Origin of the sequence: Sorangium sp. So ce119, assembly GCF_051524405.1 — a bacterium.
Lineage (GTDB): Bacteria > Myxococcota_A > Polyangia > Polyangiales > Polyangiaceae > Sorangium > Sorangium cellulosum_G.
The window spans coordinates 10,963,869-10,981,254 of record NZ_CP150310.1; the positions used below are offsets into that span (position 1 = coordinate 10,963,869).

Annotated in this window: 13 protein-coding genes; 4 read left to right on the forward strand and 9 right to left on the reverse strand. The window is 69.0% G+C overall.

Annotated elements, in window-relative coordinates:
• Positions 1-34 precede the first annotated feature (34 nt).
• Together WME76_RS41410 and WME76_RS41415 are read right to left on the reverse strand one after the other, a co-directional pair.
• Entirely contained in the window at positions 35-958 is a 924-nt protein-coding gene (locus WME76_RS41410) for an ABC transporter permease (protein ID WP_437957669.1), read from the reverse strand.
• Positions 958-2,022, reverse strand: a complete 1,065-nt coding sequence (locus WME76_RS41415) for a sulfate ABC transporter substrate-binding protein (protein WP_437957670.1) — start codon at positions 2,020-2,022, stop codon at positions 958-960. The genes WME76_RS41410 and WME76_RS41415 overlap by 1 nt, the downstream gene beginning before the upstream one ends.
• A gap of 263 nt (positions 2,023-2,285) precedes the next feature.
• Between WME76_RS41415 and WME76_RS41420 the strand changes: the two genes are divergently transcribed.
• On the forward strand, positions 2,286-3,383 hold the full coding sequence (locus WME76_RS41420; protein ID WP_437957671.1) for a 2-isopropylmalate synthase: 1,098 nt from the start codon (positions 2,286-2,288) through the stop codon (positions 3,381-3,383).
• Here the strand turns inward: WME76_RS41420 and WME76_RS41425 are convergent.
• Positions 3,370-3,696: a hypothetical protein gene (locus WME76_RS41425; RefSeq protein ID WP_061617462.1), complete on the reverse strand. Its 327-nt coding sequence runs from the start codon at positions 3,694-3,696 to the stop codon at positions 3,370-3,372. The two genes, WME76_RS41420 and WME76_RS41425, sit on opposite strands and share 14 nt — an antisense overlap.
• A 138-nt stretch (positions 3,697-3,834) precedes the next feature.
• Here WME76_RS41425 and WME76_RS41430 point away from each other — a divergent pair, with 138 nt between their 5' ends.
• A complete protein-coding gene (locus WME76_RS41430; RefSeq protein ID WP_155797972.1) occupies positions 3,835-4,008 on the forward strand; it encodes a hypothetical protein in 174 nt (57 codons plus the stop codon).
• Positions 4,009-4,349: 341 nt separating this feature from the next.
• Here WME76_RS41430 and WME76_RS41435 read toward each other — a convergent pair whose 3' ends face one another.
• The 3 genes from WME76_RS41435 to WME76_RS41445 all read right to left on the reverse strand — a co-directional run bounded on the left by WME76_RS41435 (position 4,350) and on the right by WME76_RS41445 (position 8,103).
• Positions 4,350-5,351 (reverse strand): hypothetical protein, encoded by a 1,002-nt coding sequence (locus WME76_RS41435; protein ID WP_437957672.1) that lies wholly within the window; start codon positions 5,349-5,351, stop codon positions 4,350-4,352.
• A 1,126-nt stretch (positions 5,352-6,477) separates the two neighbouring features.
• Complete coding sequence (locus WME76_RS41440; RefSeq protein ID WP_437957673.1) at positions 6,478-6,705, reverse strand: sigma factor-like helix-turn-helix DNA-binding protein; 228 nt, start codon at positions 6,703-6,705, stop codon at positions 6,478-6,480.
• A gap of 303 nt (positions 6,706-7,008) precedes the next feature.
• Positions 7,009-8,103, reverse strand: a complete 1,095-nt coding sequence (locus WME76_RS41445; protein WP_437957674.1) for an RNA polymerase sigma factor — start codon at positions 8,101-8,103, stop codon at positions 7,009-7,011.
• A 225-nt stretch (positions 8,104-8,328) separates the two neighbouring features.
• Here WME76_RS41445 and WME76_RS41450 point away from each other — a divergent pair, with 225 nt between their 5' ends.
• Positions 8,329-9,420, forward strand: a complete 1,092-nt coding sequence (locus tag WME76_RS41450; RefSeq protein ID WP_437957675.1) for a PEGA domain-containing protein — start codon at positions 8,329-8,331, stop codon at positions 9,418-9,420.
• Positions 9,421-9,572: 152 nt separating this feature from the next.
• Positions 9,573-11,072, forward strand: coding sequence for a hypothetical protein (locus WME76_RS41455; RefSeq protein WP_437957676.1), 1,500 nt, complete (start codon positions 9,573-9,575; stop codon positions 11,070-11,072).
• A gap of 1,794 nt (positions 11,073-12,866) precedes the next feature.
• On the opposite strand, the gene WME76_RS41460 is transcribed toward WME76_RS41455, so the two are convergent.
• The 3 genes from WME76_RS41460 to nirD all read right to left on the reverse strand — a co-directional run bounded on the left by WME76_RS41460 (position 12,867) and on the right by nirD (position 17,316).
• A complete protein-coding gene (locus tag WME76_RS41460) occupies positions 12,867-15,107 on the reverse strand; it encodes a molybdopterin oxidoreductase family protein (protein ID WP_437957677.1) in 2,241 nt (746 codons plus the stop codon).
• Positions 15,107-16,840 (reverse strand): DmsC/YnfH family molybdoenzyme membrane anchor subunit, encoded by a 1,734-nt coding sequence (locus WME76_RS41465; RefSeq protein WP_437957678.1) that lies wholly within the window; start codon positions 16,838-16,840, stop codon positions 15,107-15,109. Before WME76_RS41465 ends, WME76_RS41460 begins: the two co-directional genes overlap by 1 nt.
• Positions 16,841-16,959: 119 nt before the next feature.
• Positions 16,960-17,316: a nitrite reductase small subunit NirD gene (nirD, locus tag WME76_RS41470; protein ID WP_437957679.1), complete on the reverse strand. Its 357-nt coding sequence runs from the start codon at positions 17,314-17,316 to the stop codon at positions 16,960-16,962.
• Positions 17,317-17,386: the final 70 nt, after the last annotated feature.

Sequence of the window (17,386 nt, forward strand, 5' to 3'; positions counted from 1 at the left end):
TCACGTCCTCGAGCCGCGGGCGATCATCGGGTGATCACCCGGCCGCCCTGCCCGCGTGGGCGCGCGCGGCGGAGCGCTGGAGCAGGTTGATCGCGAGCAGGAGCGCGAACGACGCCCCGAGGAGCAGTACAGCGACCGCGGTGGCGTCGGCGTAGGTGCCTGTCTCGTTCACCTCGATCATCTTGATGATCACCTGGGAGGCGATCTCGGTGTCGGGGCGATTGCCCGAGATGAAGATCACCGACCCGTACTCGCCCAGGCCGCGCGCGAGCGCCAGCGCGAACCCCGTGAGCAGCGCCGGCGCGAGCTCGGGCAGCACGACGGCGCGGAAGATCTGGAATCGGCTGGCGCCGAGCGTGGCCGCCGACTCCTCGACGTCCCGGCTCAGATCCTCGATCACCGGCTGCACCGTGCGCACCACGAACGGCAGCCCGACGAAGGCCATCGCGATCACCACGCCGAGCGGCGCCAGCGAGATCCTGTCGTACACCGTCCACTCGATCGGCCACCCGCGCCACCACCCCTCGTCCGCGAACCCGCGCCACGCGGGCCACGGGTACCGGAAACCCACGCTGGAGAGCGCCCCGCCGAGCAAGCCGGTCTCGGCGTAGAGCGTGGAGAGCGCGATGCCCGCCACGGCCGTGGGGAGCGCGAAGGGCAGGTCGATCACCGCGTCGATCACGCGGGAGAAGGGGAAGGTGTAGCGGCCGAGCACCCACGCGATGAGCAGGCCGACGGCCACGTTGAGGAGCGCGGCGAGGATCGAGGCGCCCAGGGTGAACCGGACGGCCGCGGCGACCCAGCTGCTCGTGATGACCTGATAGAACCGCCCCCAGCCGAGCTCTGCTGTCCTGAGGAACAGCGCGGAGAGCGGCAAGAGGACCACGAGGCTCAGGTAGAGCACCGTGACGCCGAGGGAGAGCGAGAACCCGGGGAGCACGCGCGCGCCGCGCGACATCACTTCTTCCGCATCTTGTCGAGCTCGGCGCCCTGGCCGAAATGGACGCTCATCACGGTCGGCCAGTTGGTGAAATGGTCCTTGAACCGGAACAGCGTCAGCGGCTTGAGCCGATCGGCGTGCTTCTTCGCGATCGCCTCGCTGTACGGGCGGTTGAAGCGCTTCGCGATGAGCTCCTGGCCCTCGTCCGAGAAGTGGAACTTCACGTACGCCTCGGCGATCTCCTTGACCCCGCGCCGCTCGGCGACCTTGTCGACGACAGCGAGGGGGACCTCGATCGTGATCGAGTCCGAGGGCACGACGACCTCGAACTGGTCGGCCGTCGCCGGGTCGGCGGCGATCTGGAGGATCTCGTTCTCCCAGCCGAAGAGGACGTCTCCCGTGCGCTGCACGATGAAGCGGGTCGACGAGCCGCGCATGGCCGGATCGAGGATGGCGTCGTCATACACCTTCGCGGTGAACTCCCGCGCCGCTGTCTCGGCCTCCGCTTCCGTCCGTCCCTCGGCCTTGGCCTTGCGGGCCGCGTGCGCCCACGTCGAGAGGTAGATCCAGCGCGCCCCGCCGCCGGTCTTCGGATCCGGGCAGAGCGACACGATCTCGGGCCGCGCGAGGTCCTCCCAGGCCTTCACCTGCTTTGGATTGCCCTTGCGGACGAGGAAGATGACGGCCGACGTGTACGGCACCGAGCCGTTCGGCAGGCGCTCGCGCCAGGTCGCCGGGAGCAGGCCTGCCTTGGCGATGGTGTCGATGTCGAAGTCGACCGACAGGGCGGCGACGTCGGTCTCCTTGCCGGCGGCGATGTCGCGCGCCTGCTTGCCCGACGGGCCGTGGTCGGTCTCCACGTCGACGTCCTTGCCCGTCGTCTGCTTGTACCACCGCTCGAACGCCGGGTTGAGCTCCTGGTAGAGCTCGCGGGTGGGGTCATAGGAAGCGACCGAGAGCTTCGCGACCTGGCCTTGCGCGCTCCCCTCGGGCGCGGCGGTCGGTGTCTTCTCCTCGCACCCGATGGCGGTCAGGAGCAGGGCGCCCAGCGCGAGCGCGGAACGGAGCGTGGTTGTCTTCATCGTCCTCATGCGCCTTGTACGCCGCCGCTCGCCATGCGGCATCCGACTTTTGAACCGCCGCGCTCCGCGCGGAGAGCGGTCCGGTCCCGGCGCGTGGGGCGTGAGGTCGATGACAGCGTCGGGCCTGCTGGTCGGTGCCGCGCCGTGCCGGTAGATCGGGACCTGCTCCGGGCGCCGACATGCAGTACCCTCTGCTCCACGCCGGTTCGACGCGGCGCGCCGGGCATGCGCCCTGCCGAGAGTACCTCCCTGACATGCAGCGCATGAGCGACGGCCGGGATCCCAGCACCGCGGCCCCCTTCGACTGGAACCGCGCCGCCTCCGCGCCCGCGCCCGCGGAGCGCCCGCCGCCGCTCGGGCGCCTGCTCGCCGAGGGCTGGGCTGCCGTTCGCGCCGAGGACGACGCGTGGCTCCCGCTCGGCCGGGCGGCCCGGCCGGTCGAGGTGCTCGACGAGACGCTGCGCGACGGCATCCAGGGCGTCTCCACGGTGAACCCGTCGCCCGCGCAGCGGGTCGAGCTGGTCCACGCGATGGCGGGCATCGGCGTCGACGCCGTGAACCTCGGCCTCCCGGCGGCCGGCCCGCGGCAGTTCGAGGACGCGTGCCTGCTCGTCCGGGAGATCGTCGCCTCGAGGCTCCCGCTCGCCCTGACCGCCGCCGCGCGCACGATCGCCGCCGACGTCGAGGAGGTCGCGCGCGTGGCCGACCGCACGGGCGCGCCGATCGTGGTCTACACGTTCATCGGAAGCTCGCCGATCCGGCATTTCGTCGAGGGGTGGGGCCCCGATTTCCTGGTCCGCAGCGTCGAGGACGCCGCGCGCGCCGCCGCCGCGGCCGGCCTGCCCTTCTGCCTCGTCGCCGAGGACGCGACCCGCTCGCCGCCCGACATGCTCCGCACGCTCTTCCGCGCCGCCGTGGACGCCGGCGCCGCGCGCATCTGCCTCTGCGACACGACCGGCCACGTCACCCCGCCGGGCGTCGCGTCGCTCATCGCGTTCGCCCGGCGCGAGCTCGCCGCGCTCGGCGCGCCCCGCCTCGAGCTCGACTGGCACGGCCACAACGACCGCGGCCTCGGCCTCGCCGCGGCGCTCTGGGCGGTGGCGTGCGGGGTCGAGCGGGTCCACGCCACGGCGCTCGGCGTCGGCGAGCGGGTGGGCAACAGCTGCCTGGAGCTGCTGATCGACAACCTCGGTCGTCTCGGCTCCCGCGCCGCGGTGCCGCGCGAGCGCCTCGCTGCCTACTGCGCGGTCGCGTCGCGCGCGCTCTCCTGGCCGATCCCGCCGGACCACCCGATCGTCGGGGCCGGGGCGCTCACCCCGAGCGCCGGGGCGCTCACCCGGACGGCGCTCACCCGGACTTGACGTTGCCGCCGCCGACCCGCGCCAGGGCGGCGCGGACGATCGGCGCGGCGGGCGCGAGCGCATCCGCGAGCTCGCCCACGCGCCCCGCCGCGCGCTCGGCCCGCGTCCACGCCGACGAGAACCCGAGCGTGCCGGGCGGGTGGGCCTCCGCGAGGGCGATCGCCTGCCGCAGATCGTCGCCCACCGCCGCGATGGCGTGGAGATCTGCCACGCTGGCCCCGCGGGCGCGCGCCGCGGCGTACAGCGCGCGCACGATGCCGAGCAGGTCGCGGGCGGCCTCCAGCGGGAAGGGGTCGTGGCGGATCGAGAGCACGGGCGCCGGTCGGAGATCACGGATGCGGGGGCGGGGCGTCAAGCGGGGGGCGGGGCGTGCGGTGTGGCTTGAAAATTGCAGCGAGGGCGCGGAAGAAACCGACAGAGACCAGCAGAGAAAGAACGGAGAGAGGTCGCCATGAACAGCCGCATGCATGAGCTCGCGAAGACGGACGTCCCCGGGGGTGAGGAGGAGGTCCCGCTGCCGCCGAACCCGGGGGACCCGGGGCCGGAGCAGCCGGAGCCGCCGTCGCCCGATCCGACGCAGGACCCGCGGATCCCGCCGCAGGGGGATTTCCCGCGGGGGGTGTGAGGCGAGCGGCAGTTGCTCGACGGCTCCCTAAGTTCGGTAGGCTCTTGAGTCCATCGTGTGCAGCCGCCGTCCAACAGGCCTGAAAGTCCCATGAGAGAGCGCACCGCCGTCGCCAGGTCGCAGAGCCCTTGGCCTACGTTGCCGGGCGAAAACCATCCCCGTGGCGAGGTCGAGACGCGCACCCTCCTGGAACCGCCCTGGCTGGTCGATCACGCGGGAGTGCCGCGTTCGGATCCTCATCGGCGGGGGCGAGCAGGTGTCGAAGGTAGCCTGGAGCGTCGGGATACCGAACTAGACCGCTTTCTCATGGCTCCTCCGGGCGCTGAGGTACGACTGTCGTACTAAGGGCAGTCTGCATTTCGTCCCACGCACGGCCCGTCGCACCCTTCCGCCGTGACGCTACCGCAGCACTTCGGCCGATTTGCTGGACAGTGCCTGCGCTCCGGAGGCCTGGTGCCATCGTCCGGCCTCGTCGGGGTGGGCACCCCGCGAACGAACATGAGCCCGCGAGGTGCCTTGCGGCTTTGATCTATCACAGCTCCGGAAGCGAGCCGCTCGGCGACACTGGCCTTTCCTGGCAAGAAGGTCATCAGGAGGACGTCCCGCGGATAGTTCGGGTCGTAGCAACGAAGCTCCACCTTTTTATCCAGCTGTGCGTAACCGATCCCGAGGACCGCGTGCTGCTTGTCAAGCTCTGCGATCGCGCCCAACTCCCTGAGATCGGTGAGCCGCGCCCGCTTGCTCCTCACCAGGCCGATAACTACCGGCTCTCCACGGTCCAGGCGCGGTCTGATCTCGTTCTGCCAATCCTTCCGCATCCTGTAGCCTACGGAGTGGCTCGGGTCGTGCCAGTGTCCTCTGTCCGGGGCCGCGATCCAGTTGAGCCATTTCTTAACTATTCCGGGATCCAGCGTTCGCATCTGGCCGTCCGCTATCATAGGCTCTGCCCCAGGTTTCGTTAGATCGATGCTTGTCATCCCGTTGCGGAAGCGCTCTCCCGCCACCAGTGACATCCCTCCACAGAGCCCCAGATCATTCAGGCATAGCGGGCTACTGGGACTATAGCGGAGCCTGGTCGCGCCGACGATCGTGTAGCACACGTTTCTCCAATCTTTGTTCGCGAAGGAGAATCCATGTCGTTTCACGTCGAAGCCGGTGTCCACCACGCCGGTCAGGGCATCGCTCTCCTCGGCCACGTTCTCTTCTACATCGTCGTTGAGAAGCGTCGACTGGTCGAATGCCACCTGACCTGCATCAGAACCGACCGCCTCGGCACTGCAGCCAGTGAGTTCTGTCATGGTTGACACGACGAACCAAGCCACGATCTTTGCAGGACCTTTCATGTGTTCCGCTCCATTTGTACATCATAGTGCGCTGACGAGCCGCAATGTCAGTATGGATGCCCGCCCTATGGTCCCGGTTTGGTGCCCTGTGCACAGTGAACGTCGGGCTGCTCACGTTTCCGTCAAGTCCCACGCCGACGGTGTGCCGTCCTGGTGAGCAAGTAGGCCTATCCGTCATCGATGCCGAGCCGCTCCGCGGACAGGCTCACCGTCCCCGTAGAGCGTCAGTAAAAGTACTGTCGCTTGACAGTTGCCACGAGTACTCATATGCCAGCTAAGCCTTCAAGGTAGGCAGCACGTCGAAAGCTGTAGCGAGCGGAAGCTCGAAAAGCGGCGGATCCGAGCCCGGAGGCTGTGCTCCGCAGCGCCATGGCCTTGCGGGGGCGTCTGCCTGCCCTACAAACCGACTGGTGCCGAGTCTGCTGGTCCCCCAACCTCGGTTCGCAGTCGACGTCGGTGGGCGATTTCGCAGGTGGCCAGAAAGGGAGCAACATGGCTCGTTGTCGTAGCCCGCGTTGCCAGGCGGCGTTGGTAATCGTCATGTTGGTTTTTGGGGCAAGCGCCGCGATCGCCGGCGACCTGCATTGGGGGTCGTGGAAGGACGATGGTTGCCGGGCAGCTAATGCCAGGCAGTTCTCCTCGATCCTGTGGGGTATCCCGGAGGGCCAGTCCTGGGAGGACACGTGCTGGCGCACTCCTGGAATCGAGGAGAGAGTGCCCAACCGCTGCGTGAACGCCGGTGGCCACATGTGGGGCGAGTGGGATGTCGCCGACAGCGACTGTCCTCCATAGTGCAGCCCCGCCACCGCGCACCTGGCCGTTTCGCGCCTCGTGATCACCTGTCCCGCTCAGTCCAGAGCGACGTACCCGGCGGCGTGTCAGAGGCCGGCCTCATGGGCCATACCCAGTGCGGCAGAACGGGTCACGACTGGAGCGGTCAAGAGTCACCGCATGGAACCTCGTACCGGCCACTCCGCTGCACGGCGCGTCGCTCAAGTCAGGGACCCCGCGCCCACCACCGTCGACCCGGGCGAGAGCCGGAAGTGGCCAGGCCCATGATGATATCTGGGCCTTTAGCGCAGGCCATGCTCGATGAGCTCGTCACACGCGACGACGGCGAGCTACGTCAGCGCCTCGCTCGGCCGAGTACCTGCCGGAGTTGCCGCCTGCCGCGGTGCATCCGTCTGTTCGTTGCGGTCGGGCTCCCCCCGAGCTCTGCCGCGATCTCTTCAGCGGTGTAGCCCAAGGCGGTGCCCGCGAGCACGGCACCCAGCTCGGGCCTGAGCCGCTCCAGGCGACGAAGTGCCAGCCGAGCCTCCACTTGCCCGAAGGGTGACGGCGCGTGCCTCTCCATCCCTGGGGTCGTGTACGCCGCAGCGCTCCCGGTAGTGGAGGATGTGGTGCCAGGTAACAGCGAGCAGCCAGCGCCGCAGGGACGTCCCCGAGTGCCTCATGATGGCCTCGACTGGGACGCGCACTGCCGGACGCTCCACGTGCTCGATTTGACGCGGCGTGCGCCCATGCTCCGCCGCGGCTTCCTTGCGTCTCCTGGACGTGCTCATTCTCGTGCCCCGGACCAGGGCGGACCTCGGCCTCGCGTCGCGCAAGGACACCGCCGTCTCCACCGCTGGCTACGTGTTGCCGGACAGCCGATGATTCAGCGCACTTGCAGCAGCAGCGCCTCGCGCTCCGCGGCGAGCTGACCGCGCGGAAACTCCATCGCGTGCATGTCGAGTAGGCGTCGCGCCTCGACGTCGGCCCTGGCGTTGCGGGCTTCGATGGCCTTGCGCGCCTCGAGGATCAGGTTCTTCTCGCGCTCGCTGGCGGTCGGGCGTGCTGCGCCGCCCAGAGGCGGGGCCGGGATATTAGGGGCCTTCGGGGTGGACGACGCGTGCTTGCGGTTCGCCGCGACTACTCGAGGGGCGGCACGCATTTCGCTGAGCGGCTCAATGCCCTGCACCAAGGCCGCCGTCGTGGCGACCGCCGGCAGCACCTCGCGTTGCTCGCCGGGCGGCGCCGTGCCGAGCGTTAAGGGCGCGGCGGCAGGCCCGTGCACCGTCGCCGGCCGGAACCGCGCCTCGGTGCCGGACGAGGGAGGAAGCGCTCCAACGACGGTGCCGGTGAGCGCCACGAACGCCACCTGCACGAGGACTCTCGCGCCCAGCTTGCGCAGCGTGGCGATCCACCACCCGCGGCGAAAGAGGCCGAGCCCCACCGGGACGCACGCCTCCTCGTCCCACCCGCGCGACCGCTGCCGGGCTACCCAGCGCCGCTTCGCCGCCTCCAGGTGCTCGCGAGCCCGGCGGTGCTGGGTCCTCACGGTATCCAGCTTGAGCCCCAGCTCGGCGGCGATATCGGCGAGCGGCTGCTCCTCGAGCTCGTGCTTGATCAGGAGGTCGCGGTACTTGGGATCGAGCTGGCCGATCAGGTTCCGGGTGAGCGCTTCCCGCTGCCGTCTCCGGACCAGGTCCTCCGGGCTGGGACACTCGTCTTGGAGCTCGCGATCGTCGAACGGGGTGAGGACCTCGCCCCGACGGCGCGCGTTCCGGGTGTGCGTCCGCGCCTGGTTCAGGGCGACCGTGACCGCGTACGGCGCTGGATCCCCGCCCGGCTCGATCCGCTCCCGCGCCTCCCATGCCCGCAGAAGCGCGTCCTGCGCGACATCCTCGGCGTTTCGCCCGGGGACACCGAGGCGCGTGGCGAGGCGCCGGAAGAGCTCGAAGCGGGGGGTGGTTCTTGCTGGCCTGCCCACAGTAGGTAGCACCCCTGAGCCGACCGGAACGGTTCAGGAAAATGCACCGAGCGGCAACTTTGGGGGGTGTATGTGGTTCAATGTGGGTCCGATCCATGGGCGCCCTCGCCCGGAGAGCCGACCAGTCCCTTACGTCTCGGAGCTGATCTTTTCCGCTGAAGAGGTCCTCTATCGACGAATTTGCCGCAGTTGACGCCGTGCGCCGGGCGTAAGTACGTTGCCGCCATGCGATTCGCTGCGCCTTCGTTGCTACTCTGCCTGATGCTCGGCGCCGCAACTGGCTATACGAGCTCGGCCAGCGCGGAGGACATCTATTCGACGCTCGACGGGAGCGACGAAGCGACGGTGAAGGCCCATGTTCGCCGTGCGCGGCGAGCTCGCGACGCAGGGCGGTGGGCGGAAGCTCACGCGGCTTACAGAGCAGCCTTCGAGGCAGCAGACCCCGCGTCGAGCACGGAGACGCTGCGCACGCAGCTCGCCGGAGAGCTCGGTCTGTGCGAGCTCGAGCTGCGCAAGTACCGTGATGCCGCCGAGCATCTGACCTGGAGTCTCGAGCAACGCGACGCGCTCCCCCTCGAGCTACAGCTACGGTTCGAGGCCGGGAAGCGCAAGGCAGCGCCGCACGTCGGAACACTCTACCTCTCCGTTGACCCGCCCGATGCAGAGGTGCTCATCGACGGGAAGCCCATCGGCCCGCCCGCGCGCACCTACCGCCTTTTCCTGGACCCTGGGCAGCACATGGTACGAGCCCGGTTGGCAGGCCACGAGGAAGCGTTCCAGTCATTCGACGCGCAGGCGGGCAAGGCAACCACCATCTCGATGCAGGTGCCGCGCGCGGCGCCGCCGGCAGCCATCTCGAAGGACACGGCGACCGGGGCTCCGGAGGCGAAGCGTTCCGCGCGAGGAGCACAGGCCTGGTCCGTGGCACCGTCCTCCACTGGGTCGAACCTGCGCGTCGCCGGCGCGGTCCTGGCGGGAGCGACCATGGTAGCCGGCGGCGGTTTCCTGATCTGGAGTGCCTACACCGAGGACGATCTCCATGACCAAGCTACCGCGCTGCGTGGCGCAGACAAGAATGCGGACCGATGTGTACGGCCGAATGCTCCGCGCGCGTGCTCGGAGCTGCGCGATCTCCAGGAGCAGCGCGATCTCCTGAGGCAAGTCGGATGGGTGAGCCTTGCGACCGGCGGTGCGCTCGGTGCGCTGACGCTCGTATCCCTGATCGTGGGCCGAACCTCGTCGCACAGCGATGGGGTGCGTGTCGTGCCCACGGTGGGCGCGCGGAGCGCGGGGCTGATGATGGTCGGTGCATGGTGACGAACGTGGAGCTCGAAGACATGGATGGATCCTCCAAAGGTCGGCGCAGGGGGCGTGCCTTGGTGCCCATCACGCTCGGATGCGGAATCGCAGCGGTAGTATGCGGGTGCTCTCCTGGCCCCACCATGCCCGTTTGTGACGATGAACCTACGGTGCGGCCACCTGAGGACGGGTGCGGCATCTTCGTCAGCACAAACCTCGGCGACGACGCGAACCCCGGCAGCCGCGCGGAGCCGGTGAAGACGCTCTCGAAGGCCTTCGAGCTCGCTGACATGGGCAGCCACCGCGTCTACGCGTGCGCGGAGACCTTCGATGAGACGCTTGGCTTCTACGGCACGAGCATCTGGGGAGGGTTCGACTGCACGAACGGATGGCGCCATCTCGGCGCCAGCTCGAAGACCGTTGTTGCGCCAGAGGGGCCAGTTCCACAAGTGGTGTCGTTCGGAGGGCAAGGACTCACGTTCGCGAACCTGCGGATCGTGGCGCCAGATGGGAATGACGTGGATCGAGTACAGAGAGGATCCATCGGCATAGACACGCTCGAAGGGGTGCAACTCAAGCTTGTGGCGAGCGAAGTCATCACGGGACGGGGCGGGAAGCCGGGTGGCAGCTCGATCCCGATTTATCTCCGTAAGGGCAGTGAGATCGAGGTGATCGACAGCCGCATCGTTGCGGGGGACGGAGCGGACGGTGAGCCTGGAGCCGCGGCAGAGGGCGCGGCAGCAGCCGACGGAGCGCCAGGACACCCAGGCGCCGACGCATGCACGGTGGACGCCACAGTGGGAACGCCGGCCGCTACGACCGAGTGCGACGACGGGAACTCGGTTGGCGGCGAGGGCGGCCTCGGCCTGGCGGATCGCGGCACCGGAGGTGGGAACGGAGAGCCTCTCCCAGATCGGAACCCGACGGGCGCCGGTGTCGGAGGGGTCGGCCAGCAGGGAAGCATGGCGTGCAGCGATGGCCAGCGCGGCCTGGACGGCGCCGTCGGGGTACAGGGCCAGGGAGCGAGGGCTCCTGGCGTCGTCGTGTGGGGTCGCACGCTAGGAAAGGGCCAGGATGGGCGCTTCGGGCGCCCTGGCCAGGGGGGCGGCGGTGGCGGCGGCTCGCGCGGCGGTCCCGACGCCTGTGGTGCAGGTCCCGCTGGCGGGGCGCTCGGTGGCTCAGGTGGTTCGGGCGGTTGCGGGGGCAAGCCCGGGAAAGGAGGCTTTGCCGGGGGAGCGAGCATCGGCATCGCCACGAGGGGCGCCAAGGTCAGGGTTCGCGGGTCGACCATCGAGACGGGCCGCGGCGGTCGGGGTGGTGCGGGCGGTGCGGGCCTGCCAGGGGGAAGCGGAGCTCCTGGTGGTGATGGCGGGAGCGCGGTGCCCGGTACGCTTCCTGGGTGCCGCGGAGGCGATGGCGGCAACGGGGGGCCCGGTGGTGCCGGAGGCGGCGGGGTCGGCGGTCACTCCGCCGGCATCGCGTACCTGGGATCCGTAGAGGTGACGCCGGATGACGTCGAGGCGACGTTTGTGCTCGGAACTGCAGGCAGAGGCGGACCTGGCGGCGACCCAGATGCCACAGAGAGCGTGGGAGGCGACGGCGTGGCGGCCGAGTTCCTGCCTTTTGTAGCCGAGGATCCGAACGACCCAGACTCAGGTGCGCTGGAATAAGCAGCAACGATACGAGGAGAGACGATGATGGGCACAGCGTCGAGGCATCACCGATGGCATCGTGCGTCCGAGAAATTGCCTCTGCTGCTCCTGGCCTCCTGGTCGTTCGGAATCACGGCGACGGGATGCGGCGCAGACCCAGGTACATGGGAGCCCTGCGAAGAGACCCTCACGTGCGTACCGGTGGTGGCCTGCAACGCAGATCCCGGCATCCCTGACCGCGCGGTCGACTGTGATGGCGTGTACTTGCGAACGGACGGTCGTGATGATCGTCCGGGCACGCGCGACAAACCGGTGGCGACCTTCGCACGTGCATTCGAGCTCGCACGCGATCGTGGGATGCGGGTGTACGTATGCGCCGACACGTTCAACGTCGAAGTGCGCGTGCCCGCAGGCATGGAGGTGTGGGGTGGGCTCAACTGCCGTGATCCCCGGGGGCACTGGCCGCTACATCCGCTCGGCGAGCTCACGACGATTGCGCCAGGACCGAACCTGATCCCTGTCACGGTAGTGAACGAGGCGGCCGAGCCCGCGCCGGAGAACACCGTGTCCACGACGCTCACCAGGATGCGGATGATCGCGCAAGACGCGACCGTGCCGGGTGGCTCTGCCGTCGCCATGCGCGCCTTGCCAGGTGTGACCGTAGACGTGCGCCTGAGCGAGATCGTAGCCGGGAACGGCGCAGATGGTTCCACTGGCGCGGATGGAGGCGCTGAACCAGGACAAGAGGGGGCGCCAGGGAACCCGGGAGCCATCGCGTGCTCTGCCGCTACGGTGACGGGAGGGGCGCGGGTCACGACGTCGTGCGACGATGGCGTCTCGTCGGGAGGGATGGGGGGCATCGGAACGAAGGGGGATGGCGGTGACGGCGAAAATGGCGGTCCTCTGCCGGTCACCAACCCGATGGGCCACGGCTTGGGTGGAATCGGGCAAGCCGTCATGTCTTGCACAGAGGGGCGGGGCGGCCTTGCGGGTGATGACGGCGCGAACGGCAATGGTGCTTCAGGGCCAGGAAGAATCAGCGACGCGGGGCTGGAAGGTACCGCGGGCGAAGACGGTCAAGCTGGGCAGCGCGGCTACGGCGGAGGTGGTGGGGGTGGCTCGCGCGGTGGGGCCATGTTCTGCGGCGCGGACCCGGCGCAGGGCGGCGCTTCTGGTGGTTCCGGCGGAGCTGGTGGCTGCGGCGGCAAGCCCGGCATGGGCGGCGGTCCAGGCGGATCCAGCATCGGAGTCCTGGCTTATCACGCCAGCATCCGCGTGAGCAAAACCAGCATCACCACGGGTCGGGGCGGGGACGGCGGGCGAGGCGGAAACGGCCAGTACGGCGGCGTGGGCGGGTACGGCGGCACTGGCGGGGACAACAGAGCAGGGTCGCAGCCAGGCTGCCGTGGCGGCGACGGCGGGAAAGGCGGCAACGGCGGCCGGGGCGGAGGAGGCCACGGAGGCCACTCGCTCGCGGTGGCACATACCGCCGACCTGGGCCCCAGCGTCGAGCCGGACTCTCCGATCAAGTTCGGCATCCCTGGCGACGGCGGAGGCGCCGGCGATCTGAATGCGAACCCGGGCAAGCCCGGTTCCGCAGCCGTCTCGATGGGTTTTCAAGACTAGACGAGCAGGCGAAGGCAGCGCCCGAGGTGGTCGTGCTCTCGGCCATGGCGCACGGGCACGAGGAGGCCGGGGAGGCGATCGGCATGGCGTTCCTGGCGGCGGCAGCCGGGCTCGATCAGGAGCGCCCTCGCCGTGTCTTCGTAACAGCTCCGCCCGAACCTGGGCCGCCCAGCTCACCCCCCAGCTTCAGCCCCGGTCCTCTTCCCGCCGCACCTTGACCGCGCACGCCTTGTACGACGGCTGCCGCGAGTACTGATCGAACGCCGGAAACGTCAGCTTGTTCGTGATCTCGTAGTGCATCGGGATGAAGATCTCCCCCGGCTTCACCGAGTTCGTGACGAACGCCCGCGCCTTGATGTCCGCGCGCCGCGACGCGATGACGACCCACTCGTTCATCTCGATCCCGATCTTCCTCGCGTCGACCGGGCTGATCTCCACGTAGATCTCCTTCGGATACAGCCGCTGCAGCACCGCGCTCTTCTTGGTCCGCGTCTGCGTGTGCCACTGGCTCGAGCTCCCGCGCCCCGTGAGCAGCGTGAACGGGTACTGCTCGTCGGTCGGCTCCGGGAGCTGCCGGGGCGCCTGGAACGCGAACTTCGCCTTCTGGTCCGGCCGGTAATACTGCCCGTCCTCGAACAGCCGACGCTCGTTCGACGCGAACGTCGCCCCCTCGGGGAACGGCCACTGGATGCCGCCGCGCTCGTCGATCATCGCGTAGCCCTCGATGCCCGTGATGTCGCACGGCTGCCCCTTCGAGAGCCGCTTCATGATCTGGAAGACAGCCTCCGGGCTCTTCCACTCCTTGAACAGCTCGCCGCACCCCCAGTACTGCGCGACGAGCTGGAAGATGTGGAAGTCCGCCAGCGCCTGCCCCGGCGCCCGCGCCACCTTCTTGACCAGGCCGATGCGCCGCTCCGAGTTGATGAACGTGCCCTCCTTCTCGGCCCACGAGGCCGCCGGCAGCACGAGGTGCGCGCGCTCCGTCGTCTCCGTGGTGGCGTACATGTCCTGCACCACGAGGAACTCCAGGCGGCCGAGCAGCTCGTGCAGATCCTCCTGGTTGATCCACGAGTGCGCCGGGTTCGTCGCGATGATCCAGAGGCCCTTGATCTTCCCCTTCAAGATGCCTTCGATGATCTGATCGTACGCCAGGCTGTTCCGCGTCGGGATGACCTCCTCCGGGACGCCGAGGATCCCGGCGATCTTCTTCCGGTGCTCCTCCTTCGTGAAGTCGTGGCCGGCGAACAGGCCCGTCGTGTTGCTGAACATCCGCGAGCCCATCGCGTTGCACTGGCCCGTGATGGAGTTCGCCCCCGTGCCGGGACGGCCGATGTTCCCCGTCATCAGCGCGAGGTTGATGATCGCCTGCGCGACCCGCACGCCCTCGTGGCTCTGGTTGACGCCCATGGTCCACCAGAACGAGACCCGCTTCCCGTTGTGGATCGTCTCCGCGAACGCCGTGAGCTGCTCCTCGCTGAGCCCCGTCGCCGCGGCGACCCGCGCCGGCGTGAAGTCCTCGACGTGCGCCTTGAACGCCTCGAAGTCGACCGTGTGCTCGCGGATGTAGTCCCCGTCGATCCACCCCCGCTGGATGAGGATGTGCGCGATGCCGTAGAACAGCGTCAGATCCGACTTCGGCTTGAGCGCATAGTGGGCCGTCGCCGCCATCGCCGTCTCGGTCTTGCGCGGATCCACGACGAGGATCGCGGGGCGATTCTTGTTCTTGCACAGCCGCTCCCACATGATCGGGTGGGCGATGCACAGGTTCGAGCCGACGAGCACCACGACGTCGGACTCCTCGAAATCACGGTACGTGTACGGCGGCGCGTCGAAGCCGAACGACTCCTTGTAGGCCACCACCGACGTCGCCATGCACTGCCGGGTGTTGCCGTCCCCGTGCAGCATGCCCATCCCGAACTTCGCGAGCGCGCCCAGGAACGCCATCTCCTCGGTGACGATCTGCCCGGTGCTGATGAAGGCGACCGACTCCTTGCCGTGCGCCTCCTGGATCGCCTTGAACCTGTCGACGAACGTGCGGAGCGCGACGTCCCACTCCACGCGCTCCAGCTTCCCGCGGGCGTTCCGCAGGAGCGGCGCGGTGGCGCGGTCGCTCGCCTTGAGCGGCGTGAGCGCCTCCCAGCCCTTCGGGCACGCCATCCCCAGGTTCACGGGATAGTCGGTGTTCGGCGAGAGGTTGATCGCCTCGCCGTCCTTGAGGTGCACGTTCAGCCCGCACCCGGTCGAGCAGAAGCCGCACACCACCGTGGTCGTCTGATCGGGCTTCAGCCGCGCGGGCACCCGCCCGAGGCCGAACTCGCCGGGCGCGAGGAGCAGCTCGCGCGTCAGCGGGCCGTTGCGCTGCAAGAGCAGGTTGTCGGCCGGCTTGCGCTCCGGGGACGACGTCTTCTTTGCTTCGCTCGTGGACATCAGGAGAGCCCTCCGGGCATCTTCGAGGCCGGGGCGGCTGCGAAGAAGAGATACCGCTCGAGGAACTCCCCCGAGAGGCAGAACAGGAACGCCACGACCGCCATCGCCATCAGCGCTTCCGAGCTCACGCCGCTGTTCGGCGCCGCGAACAGGCTGAGCGCCGGCAGGGCGATGCCGCCGAGCGCCCCGCACGCGAAGCGCCAGCCCGTCGCGCCCTTCAGCTCACCCGCCATCAGGATCGCGCTCCGCTTCAGCGTCGAGTGGCTCCGCTTCCGCAGGTGCCGGAACATCGAGAGCTCCACGACCAGCTTGAGCGCCATCGACGCGCACAGGAACGCGCTCAGCGCGCGGAAGCCGCCCGTGAGGAGCAGCGCCGCGTGCTCGCGGCTCGAGAGCAGCGCGACCATCAGCACCGTCGAGCTCCCGAGCACGGCCGCCGTGCTCGCGAACTTGAAGCCCGTCAGCGCCCCGCGCCAGTGCTCCCGCTGCGTCGCGGCGTACACCATCACCGAGCAGAAGACGCCCAGCATCCCGCTCAGCGCGACCGCATAGGACAGCGGCGCCTGCAGCTCGGCGAGCGGGATCGGCAGCGCCGAGAGCGCCGGGATCGACGGCACCCAGAACGAGGCGGCGTAGAGCGTGCCGGCGCCCGCGAAGAGCGAGAAGCCGAGGATCTCCCGGCTGAGCCACGACGTCTTGAGCCCCAGCAAGGCCCGGAACGCGAACTGCGGGCGCCCCAGGTGAAGGAGGCTCGCCCCGAGCGCGGCGAGCCCGAAGACGAGCGCGAAGGCGGCGCTGTGGCCGCCGAAGTCCTGGGTCGCCTGCTCGCCGAGCAGCTCGTTCAGGGCCAGGCTCACGCAGAACGCGCCCACCGAGAGCTGCGTCAGCACGAGCATGGCGACGAGCGGAGGATGCGAGTGCTCCCGGCTCACCTGGTAGAAGTCCGCAGGCAGCATGTTGCGCGGGAGCGACTTGTTCGTCTTGTAGGTGGTCGTCGGGATCGTGTACTCCGGCGCCGCCGCACCCGGCAAAAAGACGTTCGTCTGGCTCTCCTGCACCGCCTGCGCCTGCTCGACCACCGTGATGCGGATGGCGCCGTTCGGGCACGACTGCACGCACGCCGGGGCCTCGTCGTTGGCCAGCCGATCGCTGCACATGTCGCACTTGCGCACGATCCCCCGCTCCGCGTTGAACTTCGGAGCGTCGTAGGGGCACATCAGGATGCAGTACTGGCAGCCGATGCACTGGTCATCGAGGTGCTTGACGATGCCGGTGATCGGGTCCTTCTCGTAGGCCTTCACCGGGCACCCCGACATGCAGGCGGGGTCGAGGCAATGGTGGCACGCCGTGGTCACGCTCTGCTGCGCGGGCGCCTGCGGCGTGCCGCCGTGGAGCAGGCCGACCGAGCGCCACACCTCGTCCTCGTCGAGGCCGTTCAGGCTGTGGCACGCGGTGACGCACGCCTTGCACGCCGTGCAGGCGTCGAGGTCGACCTCGAAGGCGTACTGCTGCCCCGGCTTCGGCTTCTCGAGGGGGATCAGGTCGCGGTAGTACTTGGACTGGGCCGGGAGCGCGTGCTCCTCGTGCATCCTGGAGAACTTCTCGACCGCCGTGAGCTTCTGCTGGTCGGCCAGGAGCGATTGCAACAGGCTCTTGTTGCTGTCCTGGATCTTCGGAGTCGAGTTGACGATCGGCAAGTGAAAATGGGTGTCCGATATCTTGGCAACGCTCATTGACCGTCCCTGTCTACCCGGCGCGGAAACCCAGCCCGGAGAGCTCCAAAAGACGCGCCGGCAGCGGCGGCGCGCCCGCGGCGAGAAGGAAGATGGCGCCGTCCCGCCGGCTCATGCGATCAGCTCGCGGCCGTGAACGGCAGCGCCGTGGCCTGGACCTCGACGCGCCCGCCCCGGACCCGGACGGGGTACACGGGGATGCGCACGCTCGGGTCGTCCAGGCACTGCCCCGTGCGCAGATCGAAGTTCTGCTTGTAGATGGGCGACGCGATCTTCGGGACACCCCCCTTGTCCCCGACGATCCCGCGCGAGATGACGAACGCCTTGCTGAACGGGTCGAAGTTGCTGACGGCGTAGATCTCCTCGCCCTCGCCGACCCGGACCACCGCGATCTGACGCGCCCCCACGAGCGCGCACACCCCGGTGTTCGGGATGATGTCGTCGACCCCGCAGACCTCGACCCAGCCCTGTGTCATGACTTCGCTCCGACGCGCGTTCGAAGATTGCTGCAGCTCGCTCATGTCGATTCCTCCAGGAAAAGGCCTG